Origin of the sequence: Dokdonella sp. (assembly GCF_019634845.1) — a bacterium.
Lineage (GTDB): Bacteria > Pseudomonadota > Gammaproteobacteria > Xanthomonadales > Rhodanobacteraceae > Dokdonella_A.
The window spans coordinates 28769-55607 of sequence record NZ_JAHCAQ010000018.1; the positions used below are offsets into that span (position 1 = coordinate 28769).

The following is a 26839-nucleotide window of genomic DNA, read 5'->3' on the forward strand; positions in this document are numbered from 1 at the left end:
CAAGGTCGTGGCGCTTTTTTTGGCCCCCATCGAGCGCAGCACGACGACCGCCCGGCCTCATGCAGGCCAATGTCGATGCCGTCACGCTCCGACCACGGGCCCACGCGGTTACACTTGCACCCCACGCCTGTGCGCGTCACCCGGATGGTGCTGCGGCCGCGATCCCGTTCAAGGGGCCGGCGCCTCCGACAGCGCTGCGGCATCACCGACCCGCATCACCGCCGACAAGGGAGCCCACTCCAGTGAAAGTCGCCATCCGTACATGCCTGATCGCCGCCTCGTTGGTCCTTGTTGCCGGCAGCCTCGGCGCGCAGGATCAGGCCAGTTTCACGCTCAACGACGGCGCGGTGCGCTTCCACGCGCCAGCATCATGGATGTCGGTGATGGAGAAGAAGGAAGGCGATCCGCAGGCGATCGCATTCCAGGTGCCCGACCCGAGCGCGCAGGACAGTGAGGATGCGGCCACGGTCACGGTCAAGACCCGCCAGCTCGCCGACGCCGCCGGTTTCGCCGCAGCCGTGCAGCAGGAATTCGAACGCGCGAAGGAGCAGCCGGGTTTCGCCACCGATCCCGCCAACAAGGATGCCGCCGTGCGCCAATACTTCGTGTCGCGCGGCAAGACGCGCTATCTCGTGCGCGACCGCGCCAAGCTCGTGGGCAAGATCGCTGCCGAAGTGCGCTGCCAGCGGCCACTGCTGGCGTCGACTCCGGCGGCGTGGAGCGCCCAGTTCGACCGCGATTGCGACGCGATCATGGCCTCGCTCGGCTCCTGAGTGCAGACCACCATGCCAGCGCGCACGTCACGGTGACGCGCTGGCCGCGGATGCCGGCCCATCCGAACTCGCACCCGCGTCATTGCCCTCGTCCGCATCGGGCGCGATGACCTCGTAACCGCGCGCACGCAGCGCGCCCAGATAGCCGTCGGCGCCAACGACTTCGCTCATCGGCAGCAGCGCAAAGCTCACCGCGTGCGCATCGAGCGCCTTGCCCGCCGCGTCGAGCCACAGCTCGCGCGCGCGCGCCTCGATGTCGCCGGCTGCCTGCAGCACCTGGGAGCGCTGCATGGCCTCGAAGCAGGCCGCCGACTGGTCCACGTAGGGCAAGGCGCGCAGCGCGGCCAGATCGCCGCTGGCCCAGGCATTGGCACGCTGCCGCATCGTGACGAGATCGGTCTCGAGGCGCTCGATGGTCCTGGCGAAGCACGCGATGTCGTCGATCTGCTCATGCTTGAACTGCTTGATCGCCGCGCGCGGACGATCCAACGCGATCTCGATGCGCAACGGGATTGGGGTCAGCTTGGCCTGCTTGGCGAACTGCGCAATGCGCTCATCGACCGCCGCGGTTTCCACGCTCATGCCATTGGCGCGCACAGCCGCGCGATACAGCGCCGTGGCCGCGAACAGCGGCCGCCAGCGTTCGACCTTGTTGCCGCGCCCCAGGTAGCGCCGCTTGAGCACCTGCCAGCGCGCGTACAGTTCGGCCGGTACCACGTCCTCGAGCTTCTTGCCGTCGGGAAGGTTGCGCACGCCGATGAGCCAGGGCGCGAGCGCGAGCTGGCCGAACCAGCCCAGGTCGGATTTGATCGACAGGCCTGGCCTGTCGAGCAGCGCCTGCGCCTGCGCGATGCGTTCACCGACTTCGCCGGCCCGCCACTGCATCGCGCGCGGTAGCGGCGCGAGCGTGCCAAGCACCCACAGCACGTGCCCGCCCTTGCGCACCTGCCACAGCCCCGGGCCTGGCTGCTCGCCGGTGACGACGATGGTGGCGAGCTCGGCGCCATCTGCGGGCGGCGCCGTGCCGTCCTGCGCCAGAGCGAACGGCGCCCATGCCAAGGCCAATACCAGCCACCAACGTGCAGCCATACACGCGACTCCTGACGACAAGGAGCGCGCAGTGTCCACACACGGCGCCACCGCCGCGTCAAAAATCCGTTGCAACGAGCAGGGTGATTGCGCCCGTGGTCAGGACCGGTACAGGCGCCGCGCCATCACGCCGAACGCGCAAGCTCGCTGGCCACTTCCTTCGCCGCCGCCAGCGTCGCTTGCACGTCGGCCGGGGTGTGCGCGGTCGAAACGAACAGGTTCTCGTAGGCCCCGGGATGGAACAGCACGCCGCGTGCAAGCATGCCCTGCCACCAGCGGCGGAACAGCACCTGGTCGGCATGGCGTTCGGCATCGCGGTAGTTGTGGATCGGCTCGCGCGCAAACCACACCTGCATCAGCGGACCCAAGCCGACCACGCTGGCGGGCAGGCCCGCGTCGCCGAGCACGCGCGACAGGCCATGGCGCAGCGCATCGGATACCGTGTCGAGCTGCTGGTAAAGGCCCGCCGTGTTGAGCTCGTCGAGCGCCGCGTTGGCCGCCGCGATGGCGATGCCGTTGGCGCAGTAGGTGCCGGCCATCGACACCTTGCCGGTCGCCACCAATGCCATGAGCTCGGCACGCCCGCCCATCGCCGCCACCGGAAAACCGCCACCGATGCCCTTGGCGAACACGGAAAGGTCGGGCTTGATGCCAAATCGCCCCTGCGCACCGGCCAGGCCGAGGCGGAAACCCGTGATGACCTCGTCGAAGATCAACACCACGCCATGCGCCTGGGTGAGTTCGCGCATGGCCTCCAGATAACCCGGTTGCGGCAGGATGCAGCCGGTGTTGCACATGACCGGCTCGGTGAGCACCGCGGCAATCTCGTGGCCATGGCGCTTGAGCGTGTCGGCCAGCAGGTCGGCATCGTTCCACGGCAGGATGATGAGGTTGTCCTCGATGCCATGCGGCAGGCCTGGTCCCTGCGGTACCGCACGCGGATGGTCGTCGGGGCCGGCCCGGTCCAGCGCCGGATGCTTGCTCCAGTACACGCCGTCGGAAAAGCCGTGGTACATGCCCTCGAAGCGGACGATCTTGCTGCGGCCAGTGAATGCGCGCGCCAGGCGCGTGGCGTACAGCACGGCCTCGGTACCGGTGTTGCACAACCGCACCTGCTCCACGCTCGGCACGGCGGCGACGATCTTCTCGGCCAGACGCGCCTCGTCCTGGGTCGGCAGCGCGAACACCGTGCCGCGCGTCTGAATGAAGTCGACCACGGCCTGCGTCACGCGCGGCGGCCGATGCCCGAAGATCATCGGCCCCAGGCCGAGCAGGTAGTCGATGTAGCGGTTGCCGTCGACGTCGGTCAGGTGCGCGCCCTGCCCGCCCTGCACGAACAGCGGATACGGATCCCAGCCGGCCCAGGTGGCGCGTGCGGTGCTGTTGACGCCACCTGGAATGAGCTTGCAGGCCTTGTCGAACAGTTCGGCGCTGCGCGCGCTGGCAAGCCCGGCAGCGAGTTGGGCGTGTTGCGGATCATGGATGTTCAAGCGGGAGGACTCCGGATGGCGGCGCAGCGGCGCGGCACGGCGCGACGGCGCATGGAAATTCGGGATATGGCAACGCCGATGGGCGGCGCTCAGGCGGCCTGCGGCGCCGGTACCTGCGCCGGCAGCTCACCCGCCAGCAGCGTCGGCAGCAGCTCGAGCGCATCGACGAAACCCGTGATCGGCACGTAGGGAATCGCCGCCGCACGGCAATGTTCGATGAGGCGATGCTTGGCGAACACGAGGTCGGCCTCGCCCGAGACGCAGAAATCCGAGGCGCCATCGCCGATCACGAGCACGCGCTGGCGTTGGCCGCGCAGCGCACCGGCACTGGCGCACTTGCAGTTGCCGCTGCGGCAGCCCGCATCGCTGAACGGAAACTCGAGCGCCCAGCTCCGTGCGCCAGTGGCGCGCAGATGGTTGGCCACGATCGGTAGCCCGTCGAGGCCATGGTTGCCGAGGATGCGGCGGATCGAGTAATCGAGCCCGTCGCTGAGCACACTCAGCCGCACGCCGGCGCGCCGCGTCGCCGCCACGAAAGCGGCGAAGTCGCGATCGATACGCATCTCGTCCAGATGCGCGTCCAGTTCCTCGCGGCTGGCGTCGATCAGCGCGACCTGTCGCGCCATGCACTCGCGCGAGCCGATCTCGCCGCGCTTCCAGGCTTGCTCGATATCGACCCAGCCGGGCCGTGCAAAACGCTCGAGCAACGAATCGGTAATGTCTTCGACGCTGATCGTGCCGTCGAAATCGCACAGGATCGTCCAGTTGGACACGTACACATTCCCGCGACCCGACCAAGGATCGCCACGACGTGCAGACTAGTGAGCGGTGTCTTTCGCAGGCGTTTCGCCGTCGCCCGGCACGCGCCATCAACGGCCCGGCGCGGCTGGCGCGGCCTGGCCCGCCCTGAACTTCACCAGCACGCGCTGACCGATGCGGAAGTCGCCACCTTCCAGGCGCAGCACGCAATCGACGTCGTGCACGCCGGCACGCTCGATGGGATCGTCGGTCAGGCGGCTCGGGCCAAACACTTCGCCCACGCGCAGCACCTGTGCCTGCACGGTCGCGCCTTCACCCGATTCGCGCACGACGTCGGCCTGCATGCCGGCCTTGACCTTGTCGACATAGGCTTCGTTGAGCTCGGCGCGCACGATGCGCGGCCGATCGGGCAGCAACTGGAACAGTTCGGCGCCGCCCTGCACCGACACCACGTCGCCGACATGCACGCCGCGGCGCACGATGCGACCTGCCACCGGCGCGCGCAACACGCGCAGTTCGAGCTCGCTGCGCGCCTCGTTGACGCGCTCATGCGCCATCGCGACGGCAGCGTCGGCGGCGGCAACCTCGGCCTTGAGCACCGCCAGGTTGGTATTGGCCTCGTCGGCCGCCTGGGCACTGGTGGCGCCGGCGGCAGCCGCCTCGCCGGTACGCTGCGCGAGCTGACCGAGCGGCGCGAGGCGGGCCCGTGCCACCTCGAGCTGGGCGCGCGCCTGCCTGAGCGCCGCCTCGGCCAGGGCCAGGGCGGTCCGCGCCTCGCGCTGGTCGAGTGTGGCGAGCACGGCGCCCTGCGCCACCGCATCGCCATCTTCGGCCTGCACGGTGTCGATGCGTCCATCGCGCGGCGTGGTGATGCGCACGAGACCGCCCTCGACGTCGATCTCGCCGCGCGCCATCGCCAGCCACGCGCCCGTCACGCCGCCCTGCGCGGCGGCATCGGCTCCAACCTGCCCGCAACCAGCCAGCACGACGGCCAGTGCGACGATCAACATCATGGCGGGAACGCGCAGCGCGCTCATGGCACAACTTCCTCATTCACGGCGGGCCGCACGCGGCGGTCGGACAGTATCTTGCCATCCTCCATCGCCAGCACGCGATCCGCATGCGCGATCAGGCGCGGGTCGTGGCTCACGCACAGCACGGTGGCGCCATGCGTGTGCGCGATGCGATGCAGGGTGTCGATCACGATCTGGCCGTTGGCCGCATCGAGCGCGCTGGTCGGCTCGTCGGCGAACAGCAGCTGTGGCTCCTTGGCCAGCGCGCGCGCGATCGCCACGCGCTGCTTCTCGCCGCCCGACAGTTCCGCCGGACGCAGATGCAGACGCGGGCTCAGGCCGACCTCGTCGAGCACGCTGCCGGCACGCTGGCGCGCAGCCGCCTTGCTGAAGCCGAGGTAGCCCAGCGGCAACATCACCTGTTCGAGTGCGGTCAGCGCCGGAAACAGGTTGAAGCCCTGGAACACGAAACCGGTGTGGCGCAGCCGGAAGCGCTCGCGCTGATCGGCCGAAAGCCGCGCCAGATCCTCGCCCAACGCAACCACATGGCCCGCGTCGGGCCGCAACAACCCGGACAGGATCGCCAGCAGGGTGCTCTTGCCGCAACCCGACGGCCCCGACACCAGACTCAGTTCCGCCGGCGCGATCTCGAGCGAGAGGTCGCTGAGCACCTGCGCACGGATCTTGCCCGTGACGAAGGCCTTGCTGATCGATTGGGCGATGAGACTGGCGGACATCGCGTTCACCGCAGCAGCAGTGCCGGATCGGCGTTGCGCAGGGTGCGCAGCGCGGCCAGGCCCGAAGCCAGCGCGATCGTCATCACCAGCACCGCACAGATCACGATCAGCGAAGGCGTGAGCTGGGCCGGCACGTCGCGCCGCTGCGCCAGCGCCACCACCAGCACGGTACCAAGCGCGCCGACCACGATGCCGAAGGCACCGACCCAGGCCGCCTGCACCAGCACCACGCGGCGCAAGGCGCGGCGGCCGACGCCGAGCGCCAGCAGGGTGGCATATTCGCGCAGCGAACCGGCCACGGCGCCCATCAGGGTCTGGCTGGTGATGACCGCGCCGACCAGTACCACCACCACGGCGAGGAACAGCACGCCCAACCCCGCCCCGGTCTCGAACAACCAGTAGCGCACCGCGCGCCGCGCGAACGCATCGCTGGTCCAGGCCTGGAAGCGAGCGCCCTTGCCGGCCGCATCGAGCCGCGCGCGCACCGCCTTGGCCTGCGCCGGATCGCGCAGCTTGACCACGTAGTAGGCGACCTGGTCACCGTTGCCCAATCGCCGCGCGGTGTCGAGCGAGGTCAGGATGTTGACGCCACCGAGCGCGCGCAGGCCGCTACCGACGCCGACGATGCGGACACGGTGGCCATTGAGGACGGCCTGTCCGCCGATCGCGAGACCGAGCTTGCCCAGATCGGCGCGATCGACGATCACCGCGTCGGGTTCGTCGAGCCGCGCGCGCAGTTGCGGATCGAGCACCGCCGAGTACATCAGCGCATCGGGCCGCGTGTCGATGCCCGAGATGAACACCGACACGCTGCCCTTGTCGGCCGGGCCGCGCCAGTCGCCATCGAGCCAATTGAATGGCTCGACGCGCTCGACCTGCGGGTCCATCAACGCCGCGATGCGGGCCTGCGAGGAAATCGGCCGGCCGAGCTCGATCGTCTGCGTACCCGGAAAGCCCAGCCACAGATCGCCCCCCGACTTGCGCACGTAGACCGCGGCACTGCCGAAGATGCCGAACACGAAGGCGGCCTGCACCAGCAGCAGCAGGCCCGAAAACGCGATCGCGAACGCCGACGGCAGGAAGCGTCGCCATTCGTACAGCAGGGTCTTGCGCGCCAATGGCACCATCAGGGTGTGGCCTCGACCGGCAGCGGCGCGCCGCCGAGCGCCTTGTACAGCGCCACGAAGGCGATGCCGCGATCCTGCTGCGCCGCCAGCGCCTCGAGCCGGCCCTGCACGAGCGCTGCGGCCGCGTCGAGCCGTTCGACCTCGTCAGCAAGGCCGAGCCGGCGCCGCGTCGCGGCCGCCTCGGTCTCGCCGGCCAGCGCAGCCACGGCCTGCCCCAGTGCCTGCTCGCGCTGGCGCTGCTGCTCGAGCGTGGCCAGCGCGGTCTCGGCCTCGGCGACCCCGTCGAGCACGGCCTGCCGATAGGCCTGCAGGCTTGCCGTGAGCTGGGCCTCGCGCGCATCGACGACCTGCTGGCGCAAGCCCCAGTCGAACAGTGGAATATCGATCGCCGGGCCAAACGTGACGATACCGGCCGCATCGGACAGGCGCGTGTGGCCGATCACGCGCGCAGCGTAGGTCAGGCCGCCACCAAGACCCAGGCGTGGCAGGCGATCGGCACGCGCCAGACCCAGTTCACCGGCGGTCTTGAGCACCTGCGCCTCGGCACGGCGGATCTCGGGGCGCGTGCGCAGCAGGTCGGCCGGTACCCCGGCAATGCCGGCCTCGCCGAGCTGCGGCAAATTGCCCGGCGGCAGCAGCGATGGCTCCAGCTCGAACTGGCCGAGCAAGACGGCCAGTTGCTGGCGACCGCGCGCGAGCGCCGCACGCGGTTCGGCCAAGGCCGCCTGCGCCTGCGCGACCTGCACGCGCGCACGCGCGAGCTCGGCCGGCGCCGCCAGCCGCAGACGCAATCGCGTGGCGATGAGGTCATGGCGGCGCGTGGCATCGGCGGCGCTTGCCTCGAGCAGGGCGAGTCGCTGCTGCGCGCCACGCAGCTCCAGGTAGGTGCGCACGACCTCGGCCACCACGCTCACGCGTGCGGCCTGCGCTTCGGCGTCGGCCGTTTGCAGGTCGCCGGCGGCGATGCGCTGCTCGCTCTCGCCACGACCGAACCAGCCGAACTCCCACTTGGCGTCGAAGCCGAACTGGAAATAGCTCGCGCTGCTGTCGGGCGTCGGCTCGGCATAGGTATGGAAACCGATCTGCGGCGCATGGCCGAGGTCGCTCGCGCCGAGCAGGCTGCGCGCTGCCTCGACGCGCGCCACGGCCTGCGCCAGGCTGGGGTTGCCAGCCAGCGCCCGCTCGACGAGCGCATCGAGCACCGGGTCGTGGAACGTACGCCACCAACTGCGCAGATCAGGCGCCGGCGCGGCGTTGGCCTGCTGCCAGTGCGCCGGCACCGCGTCGGGCAACGGCGGCAGCGGCAGCGCCGCACAGGCCGCGAGTAGGGTCGTGACCGCCGCCAGCGCGATGCGCGCGCCGCGGCGGGCCGGATGCCGGCACCAGCCCACCCCGCCGGCGCGGCCATCCGACGGGCAGTCCCTGCCGCACTGCCAGGCAGCGCCACGTCGGGCGGAAACCGCGAAATCGGGGGTCGGCATGCGCGAAACGGAGGCGGGCGGGACAGTCCAGAACCGTTAGTGTAGCCGTTGCCCGCTTTGCCTTGTGCAATGCGTCGCGGCCCACGCCTGTAGGCCGCAGGCCCGTCTCCCCAGCGAAGCTGGCCGCCAGGCCGCCGCGAGGCAGCCTGCAGTCGGCCGGTCTGCATGTGCCGGCGGCGCCTTGCGCGTCAGTTGAATCCGTTGGCGAAGATGATGTCGGAATTGACCTGCACCGCACCGATCTCGAGCCAGTCGCCCGGCGACTGGCGCGGAAAACCGACTCCGCGCTGATCCCACGGCCAGCCCGACACATTGCTGCCCGACAGCACATCCCACTGCCCGGGCGTGGGCATGTGGGTGCGCGTCGCGCCGCCGTTGTCCTGCAGCGGATGCAGGCCCGGGTCGTCGTGCGAAGTGTCGTTGGGGCACGGGGCCAGGCACAGGCCGACGGCGTTGTGTCCGCCCATCATGCCGGCGCCGACCTTGCCGGCGAGGTCCGCGCTGGCAAACTGCGCTGGCGCACCGGTATTGAGGTTGTTGCTGATGATCGTGCTGTTGAGCGTGCCCGACACCGTGATGTGCACACCTGCCGCGAAGGAATAGCCACTGCCGCTGTCCCACTGGTGCGAGGTATTGAACGCCACGGTACTGTTGTTGAGCGTCAACGGGATCTTGGCGAAGATGCCACCGACGCGGTTGGCGACATTGCCCGAGACCGTGCTGTTGAGGACCGTGACCTGGCTCGCGGCGGCACCGATGAGGTGCAGGCCCCCGGATACCGCGGCCTGGTTGCCCGAAATCGTCGAGCCGAGGATGATCCCGCCGTTCCAGGCGAGCATGCCGCCACCGAACGATGGTGTCGCGCTTTCACTGATCGCGACGTTGTTCGAGATCGTGCTGTACTCGACGTCGACGCTGTCGTGCGCATAGATCCCGCCACCGCTGGCATAGCCCCAGCCGGTCGCCTTGGCCATGCTGCCGGTCACCACGCTGTGATGCAGCACGAGCTGGCCGCCCGTCCACACCGCGCCTCCCAGGGCACTGCGGTTGCCCGTGCTCAGTGCACTGCAATTGCGCAGCAGCACCTGGCGGATGATTGCGTTGCCCTGCGCCTGGATGCAGCCACCCAGCGCGTGCGCATCGGTGCGGTACTTGAAGCCATTCTCGATCGTCACGTCGCGCACCTGCAAGGTGCCGCCCCCCAGCGCCACGAGCACGCCGCCGTTGAGGCCGCCATCGATCGTCAGGCGACCGGCCCCGGGACCAACGATGGCGAGATTGGCCTGGCCGAACACGATCTGGCCGCTGGCCAGCGTGATGCGACTGCAACTGAGCTGGCTCAGGTCGACCGTGTCATTGCTCAGCGCGGCGCCAATGGTGTCGCGCAGGCTGCCCGCACCCGTGTCATTGCAGTTGGTGACGACGCGGGTGGAGGCCTGCGGTGACGACGGCGCTATCGCGGCGGCAGGGCGGATCAGGTCGGGCGGCGCGGCCACCGGCAGCGGCGCTGCGCTGATCTGCAGCGGTGCACCGACGAGGCTGGCGGCCAGGCACAGCACGAGCGGCCGCATCGTGGGCAGACCGCGCGGGAACATCGGGGTATCGGATCGCATGACGGTTTCCTGCTGGCGCGCACGGGGGTGCACACGCTCGAGGAACGCCGTCGCAGGCCAAGTTGCGACACCGCCGCGCCAGCGCCGCCCGGGGGATTCAGGCCAGCAGTGCGAGAAACGCCGCGCCGTAGCGCTCGAGCTTGCGCTCGCCGACGCCATGGATCGTGGCCATTGCGGCCAGCGTGCGCGGCCGTGCGCGCAGCATCGCGAGCAGCGTTGCGTCATGGAAAATCACGTAGGACGGCACGCCCTGCTCGCGCGCCAGCCGTGCGCGCTCGGCGCGCAAGGCGTCCCACAGCGGCGCCTCGGCGGCGCTGATCTCGAGGCTGCCCCCGCTGCGCTGATCGGCCGACTGGCGCCGCTTTCGGCCTCGCGTGGCGCGATCGGGCGTGCGCCGCAGGTGGACAGCCTGTTCACCGCGCAGCACCGCACGGCTCGCGGCCGTCAGCTGCAGCGCGCCGAAACCATCGGCAGCCGGCGCGAGCAGGCCCAGCGCGATCAGCTGGCGGAACACGCCGCGCCATTGCAGCGCATCGAGCTCGCCGCCGACACCGAACACGCCGAGCTGGTCGTGGCCAAGCGCCTGCACGCGCGCGTTGGCCTCGCCGCGCAACACCGCGATGAGGTGACCCGCACCGAACCGCTGGCCGGTACGGTATGCGCACGACAGCGCCTTCTGCGCCGCCACGCTCGCGTCCCAGGTCGGCTGCGGATCGAGGCAGTTGTCGCAGTTGCCGCAAGGCTCGGCCAGAACCTCGCCAAAATGCGCGAGCAGGCGCTGACGCCGACAGGTCGTCGCCTCGACATAGCCAAGCAGCGCATCGAGCATGGCGCGCTCGGCGCGCTTGCGCTCCTCGCTGGCGTCCGACTGGCTGATGAACTGCTGCAGGGCGACGCTGTCGCCGAGCCCATGGCACAGCCAAGCCTCGGCCGGCAGGCCATCGCGACCGGCGCGACCGGTTTCCTGGTAGTAGCCTTCGATGCTCTTGGGCAGGTCCAGGTGCGCGACGAAGCGCACGTCGGGTTTGTCGATGCCCATGCCAAAGGCGATCGTTGCCACCATCACCACGCCGTCCTCGCGCAGGAAGCGCCGCTGGTTGGCCGCGCGCGTGGCTGCATCCATGCCGGCGTGATAGGGCAGCGCGCTGATGCCGACCGCGACGAGTCCCTGCGCCGTCTCCTCGACCTTGCGCCGCGACAGGCAGTACACGATGCCGGCTTCGCCGCGGTGCGCGGCCAGAAAATCGATGAGCTGTTGGCGCGCATGGGCCTTGTCGACCACGCGATAGCGAATGTTGGGGCGGTCGAAGCTGGCCACGAACTGCGGCGCATCGTCGAGCGCGAGCCGCTCGATGATCTCGCGCCGCGTCGCGGCGTCGGCGGTGGCGGTGAGCGCGACCCGCGGCACCGCCGGGAAGCGCTCATGCAGGATCGTGAGCTGACGGTACTCGGGCCGGAAATCGTGACCCCACTGCGACACGCAGTGCGCCTCGTCGATGGCGAACAGGGCGAGTTCGCCCTGCGCGAGCATGGCCAGGCAGCGCTCGCCGAGCAGTCGCTCGGGCGCCACGTAGAGCAGCTTGAGCTCGCCCTGCCGGAAGCGCTGTTCGACTTGCGCCTGCGACACCGTATCCATGCTCGAGTTGAGGCAGGCCGCCGCCACGCCGAGTTCGCGCAATGCGTCGACCTGGTCCTGCATCAGCGCGATGAGCGGCGACACCACCACCGCGCAGCCGCCGCGCAGCAGCGCAGGCAACTGGTAGCACAGCGACTTGCCGCCGCCCGTGGGCATCAGCACCAGCGCGTCGCCACCGCCGGTGATCTGCTCGATGATGGCCTGCTGCTGGCCGCGGAACGCGGCGTAGCCGAACACGCTGCGCAGGAGCTGGAGTGCGGTGGGCGGAGCTGACATCCGCGTGATGCTAGCAAACCCGCCAGCCGCAACCGCTGACCACCGTGGCGCTGCGCGACGCCGCCGCATCGGGTACGCTAGGATCCTATTCAAACGATCGTTCGAGGTCGACATGCCATTGTGCCGGCTTGCCTGTGCCGCCCTGCTCGCGCTGCTGTTCACTGCCTGCGGCAGCAGCCCGAGCCGCAAGGTTCATCCCTCGACCGCGAGCATCCAGCAGATCGTGGTGCAGCCCGATGGCAGTTGGCGCATCACGCTGCGCATCCAGAACTACTCGACGTTCGCCATGCATTACAGCGATGTCGAGGCGCAGCTGCGCATCGCCGGCAGCGATGCCGGGCAACTCAAGTTCGCGCCCGACATCGACATCGTCGGCAGCAACAGCGACGTCGTCGAGACCCGCTTCCGTCCCGCCACCGCCATCCGCCTCGTCGGCGAGATCGATTACACGCTCAAGGGCACGCTCACCACGAGCAAGCCCGACAAGCGTTTCGACTTCCGTATGTCGAGCCAGCTCTCGCCGACGCCGGGACTGGCCGATACCTGGCGCTGACGCGCCGCCACCCGCGCGACCGTGGTCGCGCCCATTGCAGGACTTCGTCATGAACCCGTATTCCGCCCCGCTGGCCGACCTGCGTTTCGCACTCCACGACGTGCTCGGCGCCGATGAGGTGTACGCGCGCCTGCCCGGCTGCGCCGCCGCCGGTCGCGACGTGATCGACGCCGTGCTCGAAGAGGCCGGCAAGTTCGCCGAACAGGTGCTGGCCCCACTCAACCAGAGTGGCGATGCCGAAGGCTGCAGTTTCGATGCGGCCAGCCACAGCGTGCGCACGCCCAAGGGCTTCAAGGAGGCGTTCACGCAGTACGTGGACAGCGGCTGGATCGGCCTCACCGCCGAGGAACGCTTCGGCGGCCAAGGCCTGCCCGAAACGCTCGGCGCCGCGCTCAAGGAGATGATCGACGCGGCCAACCTGTCGTGGGGCAACTATCCGATGCTCTCGCACGGCGCAGCCTCGGCACTGGAACACCATGGCGAGGACTGGCAGCGCGAGGTGTTCCTGCGCCCGCTGGTGGCGGGACGCTGGACCGGCACGATGTGCCTGACCGAGCCGCACTGCGGCACCGACCTGGGCCTGCTCAAGACGCGCGCCGAGGCGGCCGCCGACGGCAGCTACCGCATCACCGGCACCAAGATCTTCATCACCGCCGGCGAACATGACTTCGTCGACAACATCCTGCACCTCGTGCTGGCGCGCCTTCCCGACGCCCCGGCCGGCGTCAAGGGCATCTCGCTGTTCCTCGTGCCCAAGTTCAAGGTCGGCAAGGACGGCCAGGTCGGTGCGCGCAACGGCGCTGCCTGCGGCTCGATCGAGCACAAGATGGGCATCCACGGCTCGGTCACCTGCGTCATGAACTTCGACGACGCGCAGGGCTGGCTCGTCGGCCAACCCAACAAGGGCCTGGCGGCGATGTTCACGATGATGAACACCGCGCGCCTCGCGGTCGGCCTGCAGGGCCTGGGCCTGATCGAGCGCGCCTACCAGAACGCACTGCGCTATGCGCGCGAGCGCCTGCAGATGCGTGCGCTGTCGGGCGCCCGGTTTCCCGACAAGCCGGCCGACCCGCTCATCGTGCACGGTGACGTGCGGCGCATGCTGCTGACCCAGAAAGCGTTCGCCGAAGGCGGTCGCCTGCTCGGCCTGTACGCCTACCTGCAGGAGGACATCCGCAAGCACGGCACCGATGCCGCCGAGCGCGAACGCGCCGAGGCGCTGGTCTCGTTCCTCACCCCGATCGTCAAGGGGCTGCTGACCGAGGCCGCCATCGAGTGCACCTACGAGGCGCTGCAGATCTTCGGTGGCCACGGCTTCATCGTCGAGAACGGCATGGAGCAGTACGCGCGCGACGCCCGCATCACCACGCTGTACGAAGGCACCACCCAGATCCAGGCCAATGACCTGCTCGGCCGCAAGGTGCTGCAGCTCAAGGGCGTGGGCCTGCGCCACTTCCTCGACGAGATCGGCGCGTTCTGCAAGACCCACGCGGCCGACGCGCAACTGGCCGAGTTCATCGGCCCGCTCGGCAAGGCCGCCGGCGACTGGGGCGCGCTGTCGCTCGAACTGGGCCAGCGCGCGGCTGCCAACATCGAGGAAGTCGGCGCCGCGGCATGGGATTACCTGCACTATTCGGGTTACATCGCACTGGCCTACCTGTGGGCGCGCAGCGTGGCGGCCGCCGCTGCCTCGGCCCATGGCAGCGACTTCAAGCAAGCCAAGCGCCTGACCGCACGCTTCTACTACGCGCGCATCCTGCCGCGCATCCACACCCATGCCGCATCGATCCGCAGTGGCGCGGCCGTGCTGCATGACATGAGCGACGCCCAGTTCGGCTGAGGCCACGGCGGGCGGCCGATCGCCCGCGCTGCGCGACGTGGGCGATTTGTTCTATGCTGCGCGCGGCCCGGCAACGGGCCGCGACCGCTTTCGTCCACTGGAACGGAGGTCACATGCTTGCGGCAGTCCGCCCGATCGGCGACATCCACGGCACGCGCATGCTGTCGCTCGATGCCAGCGGCCGCATCCTCGACTGGATGAGCTGGCAGGATGCGGTCTGCCTGTACGTACGCGGTGCCGTGGCCTGGACCATCGGCGAGCCCTGCCTGACGATCCACGGCGGCCACAACCAGCGCAGCGGCCTGCGCAGCACGATCGCCCTGCATCCGATCATCGCCAGCACCGGCCACGCCCGCGCGCGCGCGATCGACCCGGCGCCGGCACTGACCAACACGGCGCTGTTCGCGCGCGATCGCATGACCTGCCTGTACTGCGGCGCCCGCTATGCACGCGGCGAACTCACGCGCGACCATGTGGTGCCGGTATCGCGTGGCGGACGCGACATCTGGGTCAACGTCGTCACGGCCTGCTGGGCCTGCAACGTCAGGAAGGGCAGCCGCACGCCGCAGCAGGCTGCCATGCCGCTGCTGGCCGTTCCCTATCGGCCGAGCTGGGTCGAGCACCTGATCCTGTCCAACCGCAACATCCTGGCCGACCAGATGGATTTCCTCGTCAGCCACCTGCCGCGTGACCGACGCCCGACCTGAGCGACGGCCGCGGTGCCCACCGTGGGTTTGCTTGCCCGCTGCGCCGCAGCGGCCGACAATAGCGGCCAGGTCTTTGCAGTTGCCCCGAAATGATTGATTCTTCGCGTTATCCGCGCCTGTCGCGCATCGATTCCCCGGCCGACCTGCGCCAATTCGACGAGGCCGAATTGCCGGCGATCGCGCAGGAGCTGCGCGACTACCTGATCGAGTCGGTGGCCACCTCGGGCGGCCACTTCGGCGCCAACCTTGGCGTGGTCGAGCTCACGGTGGTGCTGCACTGGCTCTACGCCACGCCCGAAGACCGCCTGGTATGGGACGTCGGCCACCAGGGCTATCCGCACAAGATCCTCACCGGTCGCCGCGACCGCATCACCACGGTCAAGCACAAGGACGGCGTGGCGCCGTTCCCGCGCCGCGAGGAAAGCCAATACGACAGCTTCGGCGTCGGTCATTCCTCGACCTCGATCTCGGCCGCGCTCGGTATGGCCATCGCGGCCCAGCGCCGTGGCGAGGCGCGGCGCGTGGTCGCCGTGATCGGCGATGGCGCGATGACGGCCGGCATGGCCTTCGAGGCGCTCAATCACGGCGGCGCGATCGACCCCGACATGCTGATCATCCTCAACGACAATCAGATGTCGATCAGCGAAAACGTCGGCGCGCTGACCAAGATGCTGGCGCGACTCATGGCCAGCCGCACCCTCAACAAGATCCGCGAGGGCGGCAAGCGCATGATGAAGCGCGACGGCCTGCTGTGGCGCGCGGTCAAGCGCTGGGAAGAGCATGCCAAGGGCATGTTCGTGCCCTCGACGCTGTTCGAGGAACTCGGCTTCCATTACACCGGGCCGGTCGATGGCCACGACATCCCGCAGTTGCTCGGCGCGCTGCGCACGCTCAAGGAACTGCACGGCCCGCGCCTGCTGCATGTCATCACCACCAAGGGCAAGGGCTACGCGCCGGCCGAGGCGCAGCAGATCGAATACCACGCGGTGGGCCCGTTCGACCCCGAGCAGGGCGTGGTCAAGAAGGCCACGCCGCTCAAGCCGACCTACACCGACATCTTCAGCGACTGGCTGTGCGACATGGCCGCCGCCGACGAACGGCTGTACGGCATCACCCCGGCGATGCGCGAAGGTTCGGGCCTGGTGCGCTTCTCGCGCGAATACCCGCAGCGCTATTTCGACGTCGGCATCGCCGAGCAGCACGCGGTGACGCTGGCGGCGGGCATGGCCTGCGAAGGCGTCAAGCCCGTGGTGGCGATCTATTCCACCTTCCTGCAGCGCGCCTACGACCAGCTCATCCACGATGTCGCGCTGCAGAATCTCGACGTGCTGTTCGCGATCGACCGCGCCGGCCTCGTCGGCCCCGATGGCGCGACCCACGCCGGCAGCTTCGACCTGTCCTACCTGCGCTGCATCCCCAACATGCTCATCATGGCGCCGTCCAGCGAGGACGAGTGCCGCCGCCTGCTGACCACCGGCTTCCTGCACCAGGGCCCGGCCGCCGTGCGCTATCCGCGCAGCACCGGTACCGGCGCCGTGCCGAGCCACGAACTGCTGCCGCTGCCGATCGGCAAGGCCGAGCTGCGCCGGCGCGGCAACGGCATCGCCCTGCTCGCATTCGGGGCGATGGTCACGCCCGCGCTCAAGGTCGGCGACGCGCTGGGCGCCAGCGTGGTCGACATGCGTTTCGTCAAGCCGCTCGACGAGGCCCTACTGCGCGAGCTCGCCAAGTCGCACGCGGCCTTCGTCAGCATCGAGGACAACGCGATCATGGGCGGTGCCGGCAGCGCGATCGGCGAGTTTCTGCACGCCAATGGCCTGGCCACGCCGCTGCTGCAGCTGGGCCTGCCCGACGCCTACCTCGAACACGCCACGCGCGACGAGCTGCTGGCCGAACAGGGCCTCGACGCCACCGGCATCGAAGCCGCCATCCGCCGCCGCTTCGCCAATCTGCTGATCGCGCCCGCGCTGTGCAGCGCGGGGTGACGCCACGCGACCCGGTCGCCGCATGCCGCGGCGCGCGGTGTCGCGCCGCGCCCGTTGACGCATCGGGTTGGCACCGGCCATCCTTGCGCCGCGTTGCCGCACGGCACCGCGCCCAGCTCCGGCTTGATGGAGAACTCCCATGCAGCGCGTGACCGGAATCGGCGGCATCTTCTTCAAGTCGGCCGACCCACAGCGCCTGGGCGCCTGGTATCGCGATCATCTCGGCCTCGATGTGACCGAATGGGGCGGAGCGATCTTCCGCTGGGGCGGCCCGACGAGTGAGGCCGGGATGACGGTGTGGAGCGTGCTGCCGGCGGACACCGACAAGATGCAGCCGGGCAACGCTGCCTTCATGATCAATTTCCGCGTCGCCGACCTCGGCGCGCTGCTGGCCACGCTGCGTGCCGAAGGCTGCCAGGTCATCGACGCAACCGAGTCCTCCGAGTTCGGCCAGTTCGGCTGGGTCCTCGACCCGGACGGCAACAAGGTCGAGCTGTGGCAACCGCCACCGCAGCGACCCGCCGCGACGCCCTGAGCGATCGCGCCGACACGGCGTCGCCGGCGCTGCCCGGCCGCGCACATGAGCGGGCCGCGCGTGGGTTGCGGCGGCATCGGTCCGAATCCGGACGCATCACCTCGACTCGCGCCAGCGGCGCCGACCGCCGTGGACGGCCGTACCACGCGACCGCCTGCCGTTCACCGCGACGCGCGCGCCTTCACGGCAGGCCCGCATAGCCGCCCGGCACACCCTTGGTCGCCACCGCGACGGCGTCATGCGGATGCAGGCTCTCGTGATGACTGGCGCGCACGAGGAAATCGGCGATGCGCGAATCGGCGGCCAGTGCGGCGCGCATGCGGCGCGCGGCGTCTTCGCAGAACATGAGGTTCTGGCCATTGGCGAGCGCAAAGGCCTGCTCGTCCTCGCGCTTGACCGCAGTCTGCACCGGCGTCTGCAGCGCATGTTCGACCGCGTCGATCCATTCCTCGATCGCGAGCGGCGCGTCCTCGGCCAATTGCAACTGCACGCGCGCGGTGCTGCGCTGGCTGTGCGGGGTGGCGACGATGCCGTCACTGGTCCCGAGCCAGGCCAGCACGGCGCCATGATCGAGCGCCTGCGTGGTCGGGAAGTCGGCTGTGAAGCGCTGCTGGATCAGTTGCCGCGCAAGTGCGGCCGACGCCGGACACGTGCTCGAATACTGCACCTCGAACACGACTTCGAGCACGCAGCGCTCGCGTTCGAGGCTGGCGACGATCTCGAGCGGATAGCTGCGCCAGCCGGTGTTGGCACTGGCCAGCGCCGCGCGCCGCACGAGGTGCGCAAAGCGCAGCCGCACCTGCGCGCGTGTCGACAACCCCGCGTGCGAGGCGAGGCAGTCGCGCAACAGCCGGCGCAGCCCGGCCGGCGCCAGCGGCTCGGCCGACAGGTGGCGATCCAGTTCCAGGTACAGCCGCGACATGTGGATGCCGCGTGCATCGGCGCGGGCAAGGTCGACCTCGACATCGACGCGCGCCGCCACGCGCTGCGCCGAGCCGTCGGCCAACCGCAGCAGCACCGGCATCTCGATCTGCTGCATGCCGACGGCAGCCAGCGGGCCGCCATGGTCGGTGCGGGTCTCAAGCGCCACGTCGGGCAGTGCTCGTGGTGCGGTCGGGGTCGGGGACATCAGCGCGCGCATCGATCGGCGCCGCCTGGCAGCGGCCGGGCCATTGTAGATGGTGCGCCGCGCCACCGGCTCAAGGCCTGGCGCGCCAGCGCGGAGCGGACCATCGGGCCGGCGCGACCGCGCTCAGGCACCGCGCGCCCGCCAGGCTGCCCACGGGACGCGCAGCGGCACGCGCGAGAGCAACCCCGGCAGCGCCGCCAGCGGCTCGGCGGCACGCAGCGCGCAGCCGATGCGCCAGCGGTCGGCGGCCAGCGTGGCGGCAGCCGCCGCGCCGATGCCGCGCGCCGGCAGGCCCGCGGCGATCGCCCCAAGCATGCGCAGCCAGTCCCGCACTGCGGCTGTGCGCGTCGCGCCAGCGTGCAGCAATCCGGCACGCGCGAGGCGATGGCGCGCCAACAGGTCCAGCGGCAATGGCAGGCGGCCCGCGGCGAGCGCATCGGCAAGCCGCGCCAGCTCGCGCAGCGCGCAGCCGAGCGTGCGCGCGCGCGCCAGCGTGGCCGCATCGAGCGGCGCGAACAGCTCGGCCTCGATCTGCGCCAGTGGCGCATGCAGGGCTGCGTAGTGCGCCAGCACGGCTTCGGTGGTGGCGCCGGGTTCGGCCTCGCGCTGGGCCAGTGCGCCGGCGAGCAACGCATGCCAGCGGTCGAGCGTGATCGCGGCGAATCCGTCCGCCCGTGCCAGCGCCTGCGTCAGCGGGTGGCTGGCCTCGCCGCTGCCGGCACGACCGATCTCGCCGGCCCACCACTGCAGCTTGATCAACGCGGGCTCGGCATCGCGCAGGCCGAAGGCGGCCAGCTCCAGTTCGAGCATGAGGTAGAGCAGCGCCTCGTGCGCGAGCCGCCGCGCCGGGTCGAGGAAACGCACGGCGACGACCAGTTCCGGGCAGGCCTCGCCCCACTTGCGACGGAACTCGTCGAGCAGGCCCGGTTCGACGGCGGCATGCATCAGGCCAGGCCCAGCGCCTGCACCAGTTGGCGTGGCGTCGCAACGATCGCGTCGGCGCCCCAGGTGGCCGGGTCGTCGCCGTCGAGGTAGCCCCAGCCCGCGATGAGCGCGGCGGTACCGGCGGCGCGACCGGCGCGCACGTCGCGCAGGTCGTCACCGACCATGACGACCCGCGCCGGGTCGATGCGCAGTTGCGCACAGGCATGCAGCACGGGAGCCGGGTCGGGCTTGCGTTGCGGCAGCGTGTCACCCGCCACGAGCACGCGGCTGTCGGCCAGCAGCGGCAACTGCGCGAGCAGCGGCTGCGCGAGCCAGCCCGGCTTGTTGGTGACGATGCCCCAGGCGATGCCGCGCGCCACCAGCGCATCGAGCGCCTCGCGGATGCCGTCGTAAAGGCAGGTGCGATGCGTCATCGCCACCGCGTAGAGGTCGAGGAAACGCGGCAGCCACTGGTCGAGCATCGCGTCGTCGGCGCCGGGCAGGCCCTTGCGCAGCATGGCGCGGCCACCGGCCGAAACCACGCGGCGCACGGCCGCGGCATCGGGTGCGGGCGCGCCCAGCTCGACGCACAGGGCCTCGACCGCGGCAACGAGATCGGGTGCCGAATCGATGAGCGTACCGTCGAGATCGAACAGCACGGCCTGCGGCGCGCAGGCAAGGCGCGTGCCCGACCTGGCGCGGTCCGCCATCGACGCCAGCGGCGCGCTCACGGCGCCAGGCGCTCGCGCCAGCGCTGCGCCTTGGCGACGAGCTCGTCGCCATCGAGGTCGACGAGCCGACGTTCGTGCAGCTTGCGGCGGCCAGCGACCCACACGTCGCTGACCTGGTGGCGCCCGGCGGCGTAGACGATCTGCGACACCACGTCGTACAACGGCTGGGTCTCGAGCGCGTCGAGCCGGATCGCCGCGAGGTCGGCCTGCTTGCCGGCCTCGATGCTGCCGATCGAGGCTTCCCATCCGAGCGCACGCGCGCCGCCGAGCGTGGCGGCCTGCAGCACCGCGGTCGCGTCGAGCGCCCGCGCGTCGCCGGCCACGGCCTTGGCGACGAGGGCCGCACTGCGCATTTCGCCGAGCATGTCGAGGTCGTTGTTGCTGGCGCAGCCGTCGGTGCCGAGCGCGAGGTTGACACCGGCCGCGCGCAGCTTCTGCGCCGGACAAAAGCCCGAGGCGAGCTTGAGATTGGATTCGACGCAGTGGACCACCGACACGCCGGCTTCGGCACAGGCGGCGATTTCGGCATCGTCGAGCTGGGTCATGTGGACCGCGATGAGGTGGTCGTTGACCAGGCCAAGCCCCTGCATGCGCGCGAACGGCCTGACGCCATGGTCGCGACGCGAGTCGTCGATCTCCTGCGCGGTTTCGTGCAGATGCAGGTGCACGGGCACGTCGAGCTGGTCGGCCAGCACGCGGATGCGGCGGAAGCTCTCGTCGGACACCGTGTAGGGCGCATGCGGCGCAAAGCTCGTGCCGATCAGCGCCTCGCCACGGAATTCGTCGTGGACCGCGAGACCCTTGTCGAAATACTCGTCGCGGCTGGCCGCCCATGCGGTCGGGAACTCGATGACCGGCAGCCCGACCATGGCACGGAAGCCCAGGCGGCGGTAGGTGGCCGCCTGCACGTCCGGGAAGAAATAGTTTTCGTTGCAGCAGGTGGTTCCGCCGCGCAGCATTTCGGCCACCGCCAGCTCCACGCCATCACGCACGTATGCGGCGCTCATGGCGCGCGCTTCGGCCGGCCAGATGTGCTCGTTGAGCCACTGCATCAGCGGCAGGTCATCGGCCAGACCGCGCATCAGCGTCATCGGATTGTGGGTGTGGGCATTGACCAGCCCCGGAATCAGCGCATGCTGCGGCAGCTCGACGCGCTCGCGCGGCGCGTAGCGCTCGCGCGCCTGGGCCAGCGGCAACACCGCCACGATGCGGTCGGCCACGATCGCGACCGCGTGCCCCTCGAGCACGACGCCGGCCGGCTGGACCGGAATCAGCCAGCGCGATTCGATGAGGAGGTCGATGGCTTGCATGGGAAAGGACCCGGATCGGGGGCGCGATCAGCGCCCGGGTGGCGGCACGAGTGCCGGTCGGTGCAGGCGGCGCCGCAGCGGTGCCGGCGAGCGGCTGGCCGCGCCGAAGGCGCGAAACCGGCCAAGCGGCACTGCCGAACCACTGACCCGGCATCGACCTGGTGGGCCGGCGACGCGCAACCAGCGCGACGCTGACCGTGGCGCGCGCCGCCCGCGGTCGGTGCCGGCGAATGCACGCGGCGCCCGCTGCCTCACTTCACGCGCGACATGTACTCGCCGGTGCGCGTGTCGACCTTGATCTTCTCGCCCTGCGCGACGAACAGCGGCACGCGCACCACGGCGCCGGTCTCGAGCTTGGCCGGCTTGCCGCCGCCGCCCGATGTGTCGCCACGCACGCCGGGATCGGTCTCGGCGATTTCCAGCTCGACGAAGATCGGCGGCGTCACCGTCAGCGGCGCCCCGTTCCACAGCGTCATGATGCAGACCTCGTTGCCCTTGAGCCACTGCGCCGCGTCGGCCATCGCATTGCGATCGGCGGCGATCTGCTCATGGCTGGACGGATCCATGAAGTGCCAGAACTCGCCATCGGAGTACAGGAACTCCATGTCGGTATCCATGACGTCGGCGGCATCGACCGAATCGGTCGACTTCATGGTCATTTCCTGGGTGCGGCCGGTCTTGAGGTTGCGGTACTTGACCCGCGTGAAGGCCTGACCCTTGCCGGGCTTGACGTATTCGGTGTCCACGATCGTGCACGGATAACCATCGACGATGATCTTCTGACCGTTCTTGACATCGTTCATGCCGTAACTGGCCATGGGCAACTCCTGCTATGAATTTTTGTAAGGAAGGCGGCACGCGCCATGCGCGGCACTAGAATGCACGACCCTGCCGCCGAACCTGCGAAAAGTGATCCCGCCATGATACCTGCTAAACGGCCAGCCGCGCAGCCCGTGCGCTGGCAGCAGTCGTGGCGAGAAGCGGTCACCGACGCCGGCGAACTGCTCGATCTGCTGGGCCTGGCGGCCCATGCCGACAGCCTCCTTGCGGCTGCCGACACCGGTTTTGCGCTGCGCGTGCCGCGCGGCTTCGTCGCCCGCATGCGGCATGGCGACCCGCGTGACCCGCTGCTGCTGCAAGTGCTGCCGCAGGCGGCCGAACTGGGCGCGGCGCCGGGGTACACGCACGACGCGGTGGGCGACCTGGCCGCCCGCGCCGCCAACGGCGTCCTGCACAAGTACCACGGCCGCGCGCTGTTGATCGCGACCGGTTCCTGCGCCATCAACTGCCGCTACTGCTTCCGCCGCCATTTTCCCTATGCGCAGCAGACGGCCGCCGCGAACCACTGGGACGAAGCACTGGCCTGGCTGCGCAGCGACACCTCGATCAGCGAGGTCATCCTGTCCGGAGGCGACCCACTGGCGCTGGCCACCCCCAAGCTCGTCGAGCTGAGCCAGGCGCTGGCAGCGATGCCGCACGTGCGGCGGCTGCGCATCCATTCGCGACTGCCGATCGTGCTGCCCGAGCGCATCGACCGTGAGTTCACCGCCTGGCTGGCGCAGCTGCCGTTGCAGCGCGTGCTGGTCGTGCATGCCAACCATGCCAACGAGATCGACGCGAGCGTCGAGCAGGCGTGCGCGGCGCTGCGCGCGGCCGGCGTCACCCTGCTCAACCAGTCGGTGCTGCTGCGTGGCATCAACGACAGCGTGGCCGCGCTCGGCGCCCTGTCGGAGCGCCTGTTCGAATGCGGCGTGCTGCCCTACTACCTGCACTTGCTCGACCGCGTGCACGGCGCCGCCCACTTCGAGGTCGAACCCGCGCAGGCGCTGGCCATCGTCGATGGCCTGCGCGCCACGCTGCCGGGCTATCTGGTGCCGCGCCTGGTGCGCGAAGTGGCCGGCGCGCCGTGCAAGACCCCGGTCGAGCACGGCGCGGCGATGGCGCAACGCGATGGAATCGAGTAAATATCCACCCATGCGCCGGATCGTGCTCGCACACGCCAGCGCCGGCCGACCGGAACGTCGGCCACGTGAACCCTGCGAACATCCACGCCACGCGCCCTGCTGGTATGGATCAATGGAGACCTGACGCAGCCGCCATGACCAAATCCACCACGCTCATCAAGCTCCTGCTGGTCGACGACTCGGTCGAAAGCGCCGAGCAGATCATCAGCATCCTGCGCAACGGCGGCATTGCCGTGCGCCCTGCCCGCGCCAGCAACGAGGCCGAGCTGGAAGAGGCTTTCGGGCAGCCCAGCCACGCCCCCGACCTCATCGTCGTGTCGCTCGACCGCACCAGCATGACGATCCCGCAGATCCGCGAGATCAGCGAGCGCCGCGGCCGCGACAGCACCCTCATCGTCACTGCGGCGCAACTCAACGACGCGGCCGTGGTCAAGTCGTTCCAGGACGGCGCGCGGGCGGCGATGCTGCGCACGTCGCACGAACACGTGCAGATCATCGTCAAGCGCGAATACGAAGCACTCGCGATGCGGCGCAGCGTACGCCGCCTGGAAGCGTCGCTGCGCGAGTCCGAACGTCGCGCCGATGCCCTGCTCGACTCCTCGCGCGATCCGATCGCCTTCGTGCACGAGGGCATGCACGTGCGCGCCAACAAGGCCTATCTGGACATGTTCGGCTACGAAACCTTCGAGGACATCGAAGGCGTATCGATCCTGGACATGATCGCCGCGCCCGATGCGGATGACTTCAAATCGCTGCTCAAGCGCCTGTCCAAGGGTGAAAAGCCACCGCAGCGACTCAATCTCAAGGCGCAGCGCGCCGACGGCTCCACGTTCGACGCCGCGATGGAGTTCGCCGAGGCCAGCTTCGAGGGCGAGCCCTGCCAGCAGATCACGTTCCGCCTGCAGGCGTCCGACCCGGACCTGCACGAGAAGCTCGACGAGCTGCGTGCCAAGGACCTGGTCACCGACCTGTTCAACCGCACCCACATGCTCACCCAGATCGACAATGCCTGCGGCCTGGCCGCCAACGGCACGCTCGACCAGGCACTGCTGCTGGTCGAGCCCGACGGGTTCCGCGCGGTGCTCGACAGCATCGGCATCGGCAGCGCCGACCTGCTGCTCGGCGACATGGCGACGCTGCTGCGCAAGTCGTTGCGCGAGGGCGACATCGCCGGGCGCGTGGGCGACCATCTGTTCGCGATCCTGCTGCACAAGCGCGATGCCGCCGCCACCAACCAGTTCGCCGAAACCCTGCGCAGTGCCTTCGCCGAACACATCTTCGAGATCGGCAAGAAATCGGTGAGCCTGACCGCAAGCATCGGCGGCGCGCTGCTGGGCGAACGCAACGCCAATGCCACCGGGCTCATGGACGATGCCGCGACGGCGCTGCGCCAGGCGCAGGGCGATGGCGGCAACCGCGCGCAGATCCACGACCCGGCGGCGCAGGACAAGGCCGCCGTGGCGCGTGCGCAGCAGTGGCTCAAGGCCATCGACGACGCGCTCGCCAACGACGGCTTCGTGCTCTACCACCAGCCGATCATCGCGCTGCACGGCGCCGAGGGCGGCGGCGACTTCTACGAAATCCTGCTGCGCATGAATGGGCCCAACGGCGAAATCCTGCCCGGCCATTTCCTGCCGATCGCCGAACGCAGCGGTCGCATGCCGGCGATCGATCGCTGGGTGATCGCCAAGGCGATCCGCGCGATCGCCGAGCGCGAGCGCGCCGGCAACCGCACCACGTTCTTCATCAAGCTCACGCCCCAGTCGCTCGAGGACCAGACCCTGGTGGCCTGGATCGCCCAGCAGCTCAAGAGCGAGCGCCAGCGCGGCGATTCGCTCGTGTTCGAGATGCCCGAGAGCAAGGTGGTCACGAGCCTCAAGCAGGTGCATGCGTTTGCGCGCGCACTGGAGCAGATCCACTGCAATTTCGCGCTCGAGCAGTTCGGTGCGGGACTCAATTCCTTCCAGCTGCTCAAGCACGTGCCGGCGCGCTACCTCAAGATCGACCGCCACTACATGGCCGACCTGCCCAAGCAGAAGGAAAACCAGGACAAGGTCAAGGAAATCTGCAACCAGGCGCACCAGCTGGGCAAGCTGACCGTGGCCGAGTTCGTCGAGGATGCGGCCAGCATGTCGATCCTGTTCGGCTGCGGCGTCAACTTCGTGCAGGGCAATTTCCTGCAGGAACCCGAGAAGATCCTCAGCCACGCCGCCTGACGCAGCCGTGGCGACAGCCAGGCCGGTCGCCGCATGGCGACCGGCCCGCCCTCGGCCCTCAGCGCGCAGCGCGCAACGCGGCGATACGCTCTTCCAACGGCGGATGGCTCATGAACAGCCGCGACAGGCCGCCCTCGCCCGACACACCGAACGCCGCCAGCGCCTTGGGCAGCGTGTTCTCGCCGCGATTGCCGGCCAGCCGCTGCAGCGCGGCAATCATCGCCTCGCGTCCGGCCAGGTTGGCGCCACCGGCATCGGCGCGGAATTCGCGCCAACGCGAGAATGCCATCACGATGAGCGAGGCCAGCGCGCCCAGCACGAGCTGCAGCACCATGACGATGCCGAAATAGGCCAGACCGCCACCGCCCTCGCGGTTGCCGCTGATGGCACGATCGACCACGGTGCCGATCACGCGGGCCAGGAAGATGACGAACGTGTTGAGCACGCCCTGCAGCAGCGTCATCGTGACCATGTCGCCATTGGCGACGTGGCTGATCTCGTGGCCGAGCACGGCATCGACCTCGTTGCGGTCCATGCCCTGCAACAGGCCCGTGCTGACCGCCACCAGCGAGCTGTTGCGGGTCATGCCGGTCGCGAACGCGTTCATCTCGGGCGCGTCGTAGACCGCCACCTCGGGCATGCCGATGCCGGCCTTGTCGGCGTGGCGGCGCACGCTGTCGAGCAGCCATTGTTCGGTGGCATTGCGCGGCTGGGTGATCACCTGCGCATGCGTGGTCATCTTGGCGATGAACTTGGACATCGCCAGCGAGATGAACGAGCCACCCATGCCGAGCACGGCCGACATGATCAGCAGTCCCTCGAAATTGATGCCGCCGCGCCGATAGGCGTAGACGTCGAGCCCGGTCAGCTTGACGACGATCGTCAGCAGCGCCATGACGGCGAGGTTGGTCAGAACGAACAGTACGATACGCAGCATGCAAGACTCCGATA

General features: G+C 69.6%; 23 protein-coding genes. 8 read left to right on the plus strand and 15 right to left on the minus strand.

The annotated features are described in order from the left end of the window. Positions 1 to 242: 242 nt before the first annotated feature. Positions 243 to 773, plus strand: coding sequence for a hypothetical protein (locus KF903_RS12570; RefSeq protein ID WP_291215380.1), 531 nt, complete (start codon positions 243 to 245; stop codon positions 771 to 773). Positions 774 to 800: 27 nt separating this feature from the next. On the opposite strand, the gene KF903_RS12575 is transcribed toward KF903_RS12570, so the two are convergent. From KF903_RS12575 to recQ, 9 genes are all read right to left on the minus strand, one after another. After that, entirely contained in the window at positions 801 to 1862 is a 1062-nt protein-coding gene (locus KF903_RS12575) for a TraB/GumN family protein (RefSeq protein ID WP_291215381.1), read from the minus strand. Positions 1863 to 1987: 125 nt separating this feature from the next. After that, positions 1988 to 3352 carry a glutamate-1-semialdehyde 2,1-aminomutase gene (locus KF903_RS12580; protein ID WP_291215383.1) on the minus strand — a complete coding sequence of 455 codons (1365 nt, stop codon included), beginning with the start codon at positions 3350 to 3352 and terminating at the stop codon, positions 1988 to 1990. A gap of 89 nt (positions 3353 to 3441) precedes the next feature. After that, complete coding sequence (locus KF903_RS12585; RefSeq protein ID WP_291215386.1) at positions 3442 to 4131, minus strand: MtnX-like HAD-IB family phosphatase; 690 nt, start codon at positions 4129 to 4131, stop codon at positions 3442 to 3444. Positions 4132 to 4221: 90 nt separating this feature from the next. Next, positions 4222 to 5148 carry an HlyD family efflux transporter periplasmic adaptor subunit gene (locus KF903_RS12590; protein ID WP_291215388.1) on the minus strand — a complete coding sequence of 309 codons (927 nt, stop codon included), beginning with the start codon at positions 5146 to 5148 and terminating at the stop codon, positions 4222 to 4224. Next, positions 5145 to 5861, minus strand: coding sequence for an ABC transporter ATP-binding protein (locus KF903_RS12595; RefSeq protein WP_291215502.1), 717 nt, complete (start codon positions 5859 to 5861; stop codon positions 5145 to 5147). Before KF903_RS12595 ends, KF903_RS12590 begins: the two co-directional genes overlap by 4 nt. A gap of 5 nt (positions 5862 to 5866) precedes the next feature. Further along, positions 5867 to 6988, minus strand: coding sequence for an ABC transporter permease (locus KF903_RS12600; protein WP_291215389.1), 1122 nt, complete (start codon positions 6986 to 6988; stop codon positions 5867 to 5869). Beyond that, positions 6988 to 8469 (minus strand): efflux transporter outer membrane subunit, encoded by a 1482-nt coding sequence (locus KF903_RS12605; RefSeq protein ID WP_291215391.1) that lies wholly within the window; start codon positions 8467 to 8469, stop codon positions 6988 to 6990. The genes KF903_RS12600 and KF903_RS12605 overlap by 1 nt, the downstream gene beginning before the upstream one ends. A 188-nt stretch (positions 8470 to 8657) precedes the next feature. Further along, positions 8658 to 10082 carry a choice-of-anchor Q domain-containing protein gene (locus KF903_RS12610; protein ID WP_291215393.1) on the minus strand — a complete coding sequence of 475 codons (1425 nt, stop codon included), beginning with the start codon at positions 10080 to 10082 and terminating at the stop codon, positions 8658 to 8660. A gap of 97 nt (positions 10083 to 10179) precedes the next feature. Further along, positions 10180 to 11994 carry a DNA helicase RecQ gene (gene recQ / locus KF903_RS12615; RefSeq protein ID WP_291215395.1) on the minus strand — a complete coding sequence of 605 codons (1815 nt, stop codon included), beginning with the start codon at positions 11992 to 11994 and terminating at the stop codon, positions 10180 to 10182. 112 nt (positions 11995 to 12106) lie between these two features. Here recQ and KF903_RS12620 point away from each other — a divergent pair, with 112 nt between their 5' ends. The 5 genes from KF903_RS12620 to KF903_RS12640 all read left to right on the plus strand — a co-directional run bounded on the left by KF903_RS12620 (position 12107) and on the right by KF903_RS12640 (position 17614). Then, on the plus strand, positions 12107 to 12547 hold the full coding sequence (locus KF903_RS12620) for an LEA type 2 family protein (RefSeq protein ID WP_291215398.1): 441 nt from the start codon (positions 12107 to 12109) through the stop codon (positions 12545 to 12547). 49 nt (positions 12548 to 12596) lie between these two features. Beyond that, positions 12597 to 14387 (plus strand): acyl-CoA dehydrogenase C-terminal domain-containing protein, encoded by a 1791-nt coding sequence (locus tag KF903_RS12625; protein ID WP_291215401.1) that lies wholly within the window; start codon positions 12597 to 12599, stop codon positions 14385 to 14387. Positions 14388 to 14500: 113 nt separating this feature from the next. Further along, entirely contained in the window at positions 14501 to 15094 is a 594-nt protein-coding gene (locus KF903_RS12630; protein ID WP_291215403.1) for an HNH endonuclease, read from the plus strand. Positions 15095 to 15183: 89 nt separating this feature from the next. Continuing rightward, positions 15184 to 17079: a 1-deoxy-D-xylulose-5-phosphate synthase gene (dxs, locus tag KF903_RS12635; protein ID WP_291215405.1), complete on the plus strand. Its 1896-nt coding sequence runs from the start codon at positions 15184 to 15186 to the stop codon at positions 17077 to 17079. Positions 17080 to 17218: 139 nt separating this feature from the next. Continuing rightward, positions 17219 to 17614, plus strand: coding sequence for a VOC family protein (locus tag KF903_RS12640; protein WP_291215409.1), 396 nt, complete (start codon positions 17219 to 17221; stop codon positions 17612 to 17614). Between the two features lie 181 nt (positions 17615 to 17795). On the opposite strand, the gene folE2 is transcribed toward KF903_RS12640, so the two are convergent. The 5 genes from folE2 to efp all read right to left on the minus strand — a co-directional run bounded on the left by folE2 (position 17796) and on the right by efp (position 22526). Beyond that, entirely contained in the window at positions 17796 to 18743 is a 948-nt protein-coding gene (folE2, locus tag KF903_RS12645) for a GTP cyclohydrolase FolE2 (protein ID WP_291215411.1), read from the minus strand. A gap of 123 nt (positions 18744 to 18866) precedes the next feature. Next, a complete protein-coding gene (locus tag KF903_RS12650; RefSeq protein WP_291215415.1) occupies positions 18867 to 19688 on the minus strand; it encodes a squalene/phytoene synthase family protein in 822 nt (273 codons plus the stop codon). Next, positions 19688 to 20398, minus strand: coding sequence for an HAD-IA family hydrolase (locus tag KF903_RS12655; protein WP_291215418.1), 711 nt, complete (start codon positions 20396 to 20398; stop codon positions 19688 to 19690). The genes KF903_RS12650 and KF903_RS12655 overlap by 1 nt, the downstream gene beginning before the upstream one ends. After that, positions 20395 to 21708: a TRZ/ATZ family hydrolase gene (locus KF903_RS12660; protein WP_291215421.1), complete on the minus strand. Its 1314-nt coding sequence runs from the start codon at positions 21706 to 21708 to the stop codon at positions 20395 to 20397. Before KF903_RS12660 ends, KF903_RS12655 begins: the two co-directional genes overlap by 4 nt. Positions 21709 to 21959: 251 nt before the next feature. Then, positions 21960 to 22526, minus strand: coding sequence for an elongation factor P (gene efp / locus KF903_RS12665; RefSeq protein WP_291215423.1), 567 nt, complete (start codon positions 22524 to 22526; stop codon positions 21960 to 21962). A gap of 102 nt (positions 22527 to 22628) precedes the next feature. Between efp and epmB the strand changes: the two genes are divergently transcribed. Together epmB and KF903_RS12675 are read left to right on the plus strand one after the other, a co-directional pair. Continuing rightward, positions 22629 to 23672: an EF-P beta-lysylation protein EpmB gene (epmB, locus tag KF903_RS12670; RefSeq protein WP_291215425.1), complete on the plus strand. Its 1044-nt coding sequence runs from the start codon at positions 22629 to 22631 to the stop codon at positions 23670 to 23672. A 134-nt stretch (positions 23673 to 23806) separates the two neighbouring features. Further along, the gene (locus KF903_RS12675; RefSeq protein WP_291215427.1) at positions 23807 to 25888 is read left to right on the plus strand and encodes an EAL domain-containing protein; all 2082 of its coding nucleotides are present in this window, start codon (positions 23807 to 23809) and stop codon (positions 25886 to 25888) included. Between the two features lie 58 nt (positions 25889 to 25946). On the opposite strand, the gene htpX is transcribed toward KF903_RS12675, so the two are convergent. Beyond that, positions 25947 to 26825 carry a protease HtpX gene (gene htpX, locus KF903_RS12680; RefSeq protein WP_291215429.1) on the minus strand — a complete coding sequence of 293 codons (879 nt, stop codon included), beginning with the start codon at positions 26823 to 26825 and terminating at the stop codon, positions 25947 to 25949. Positions 26826 to 26839 lie beyond the last annotated feature (14 nt).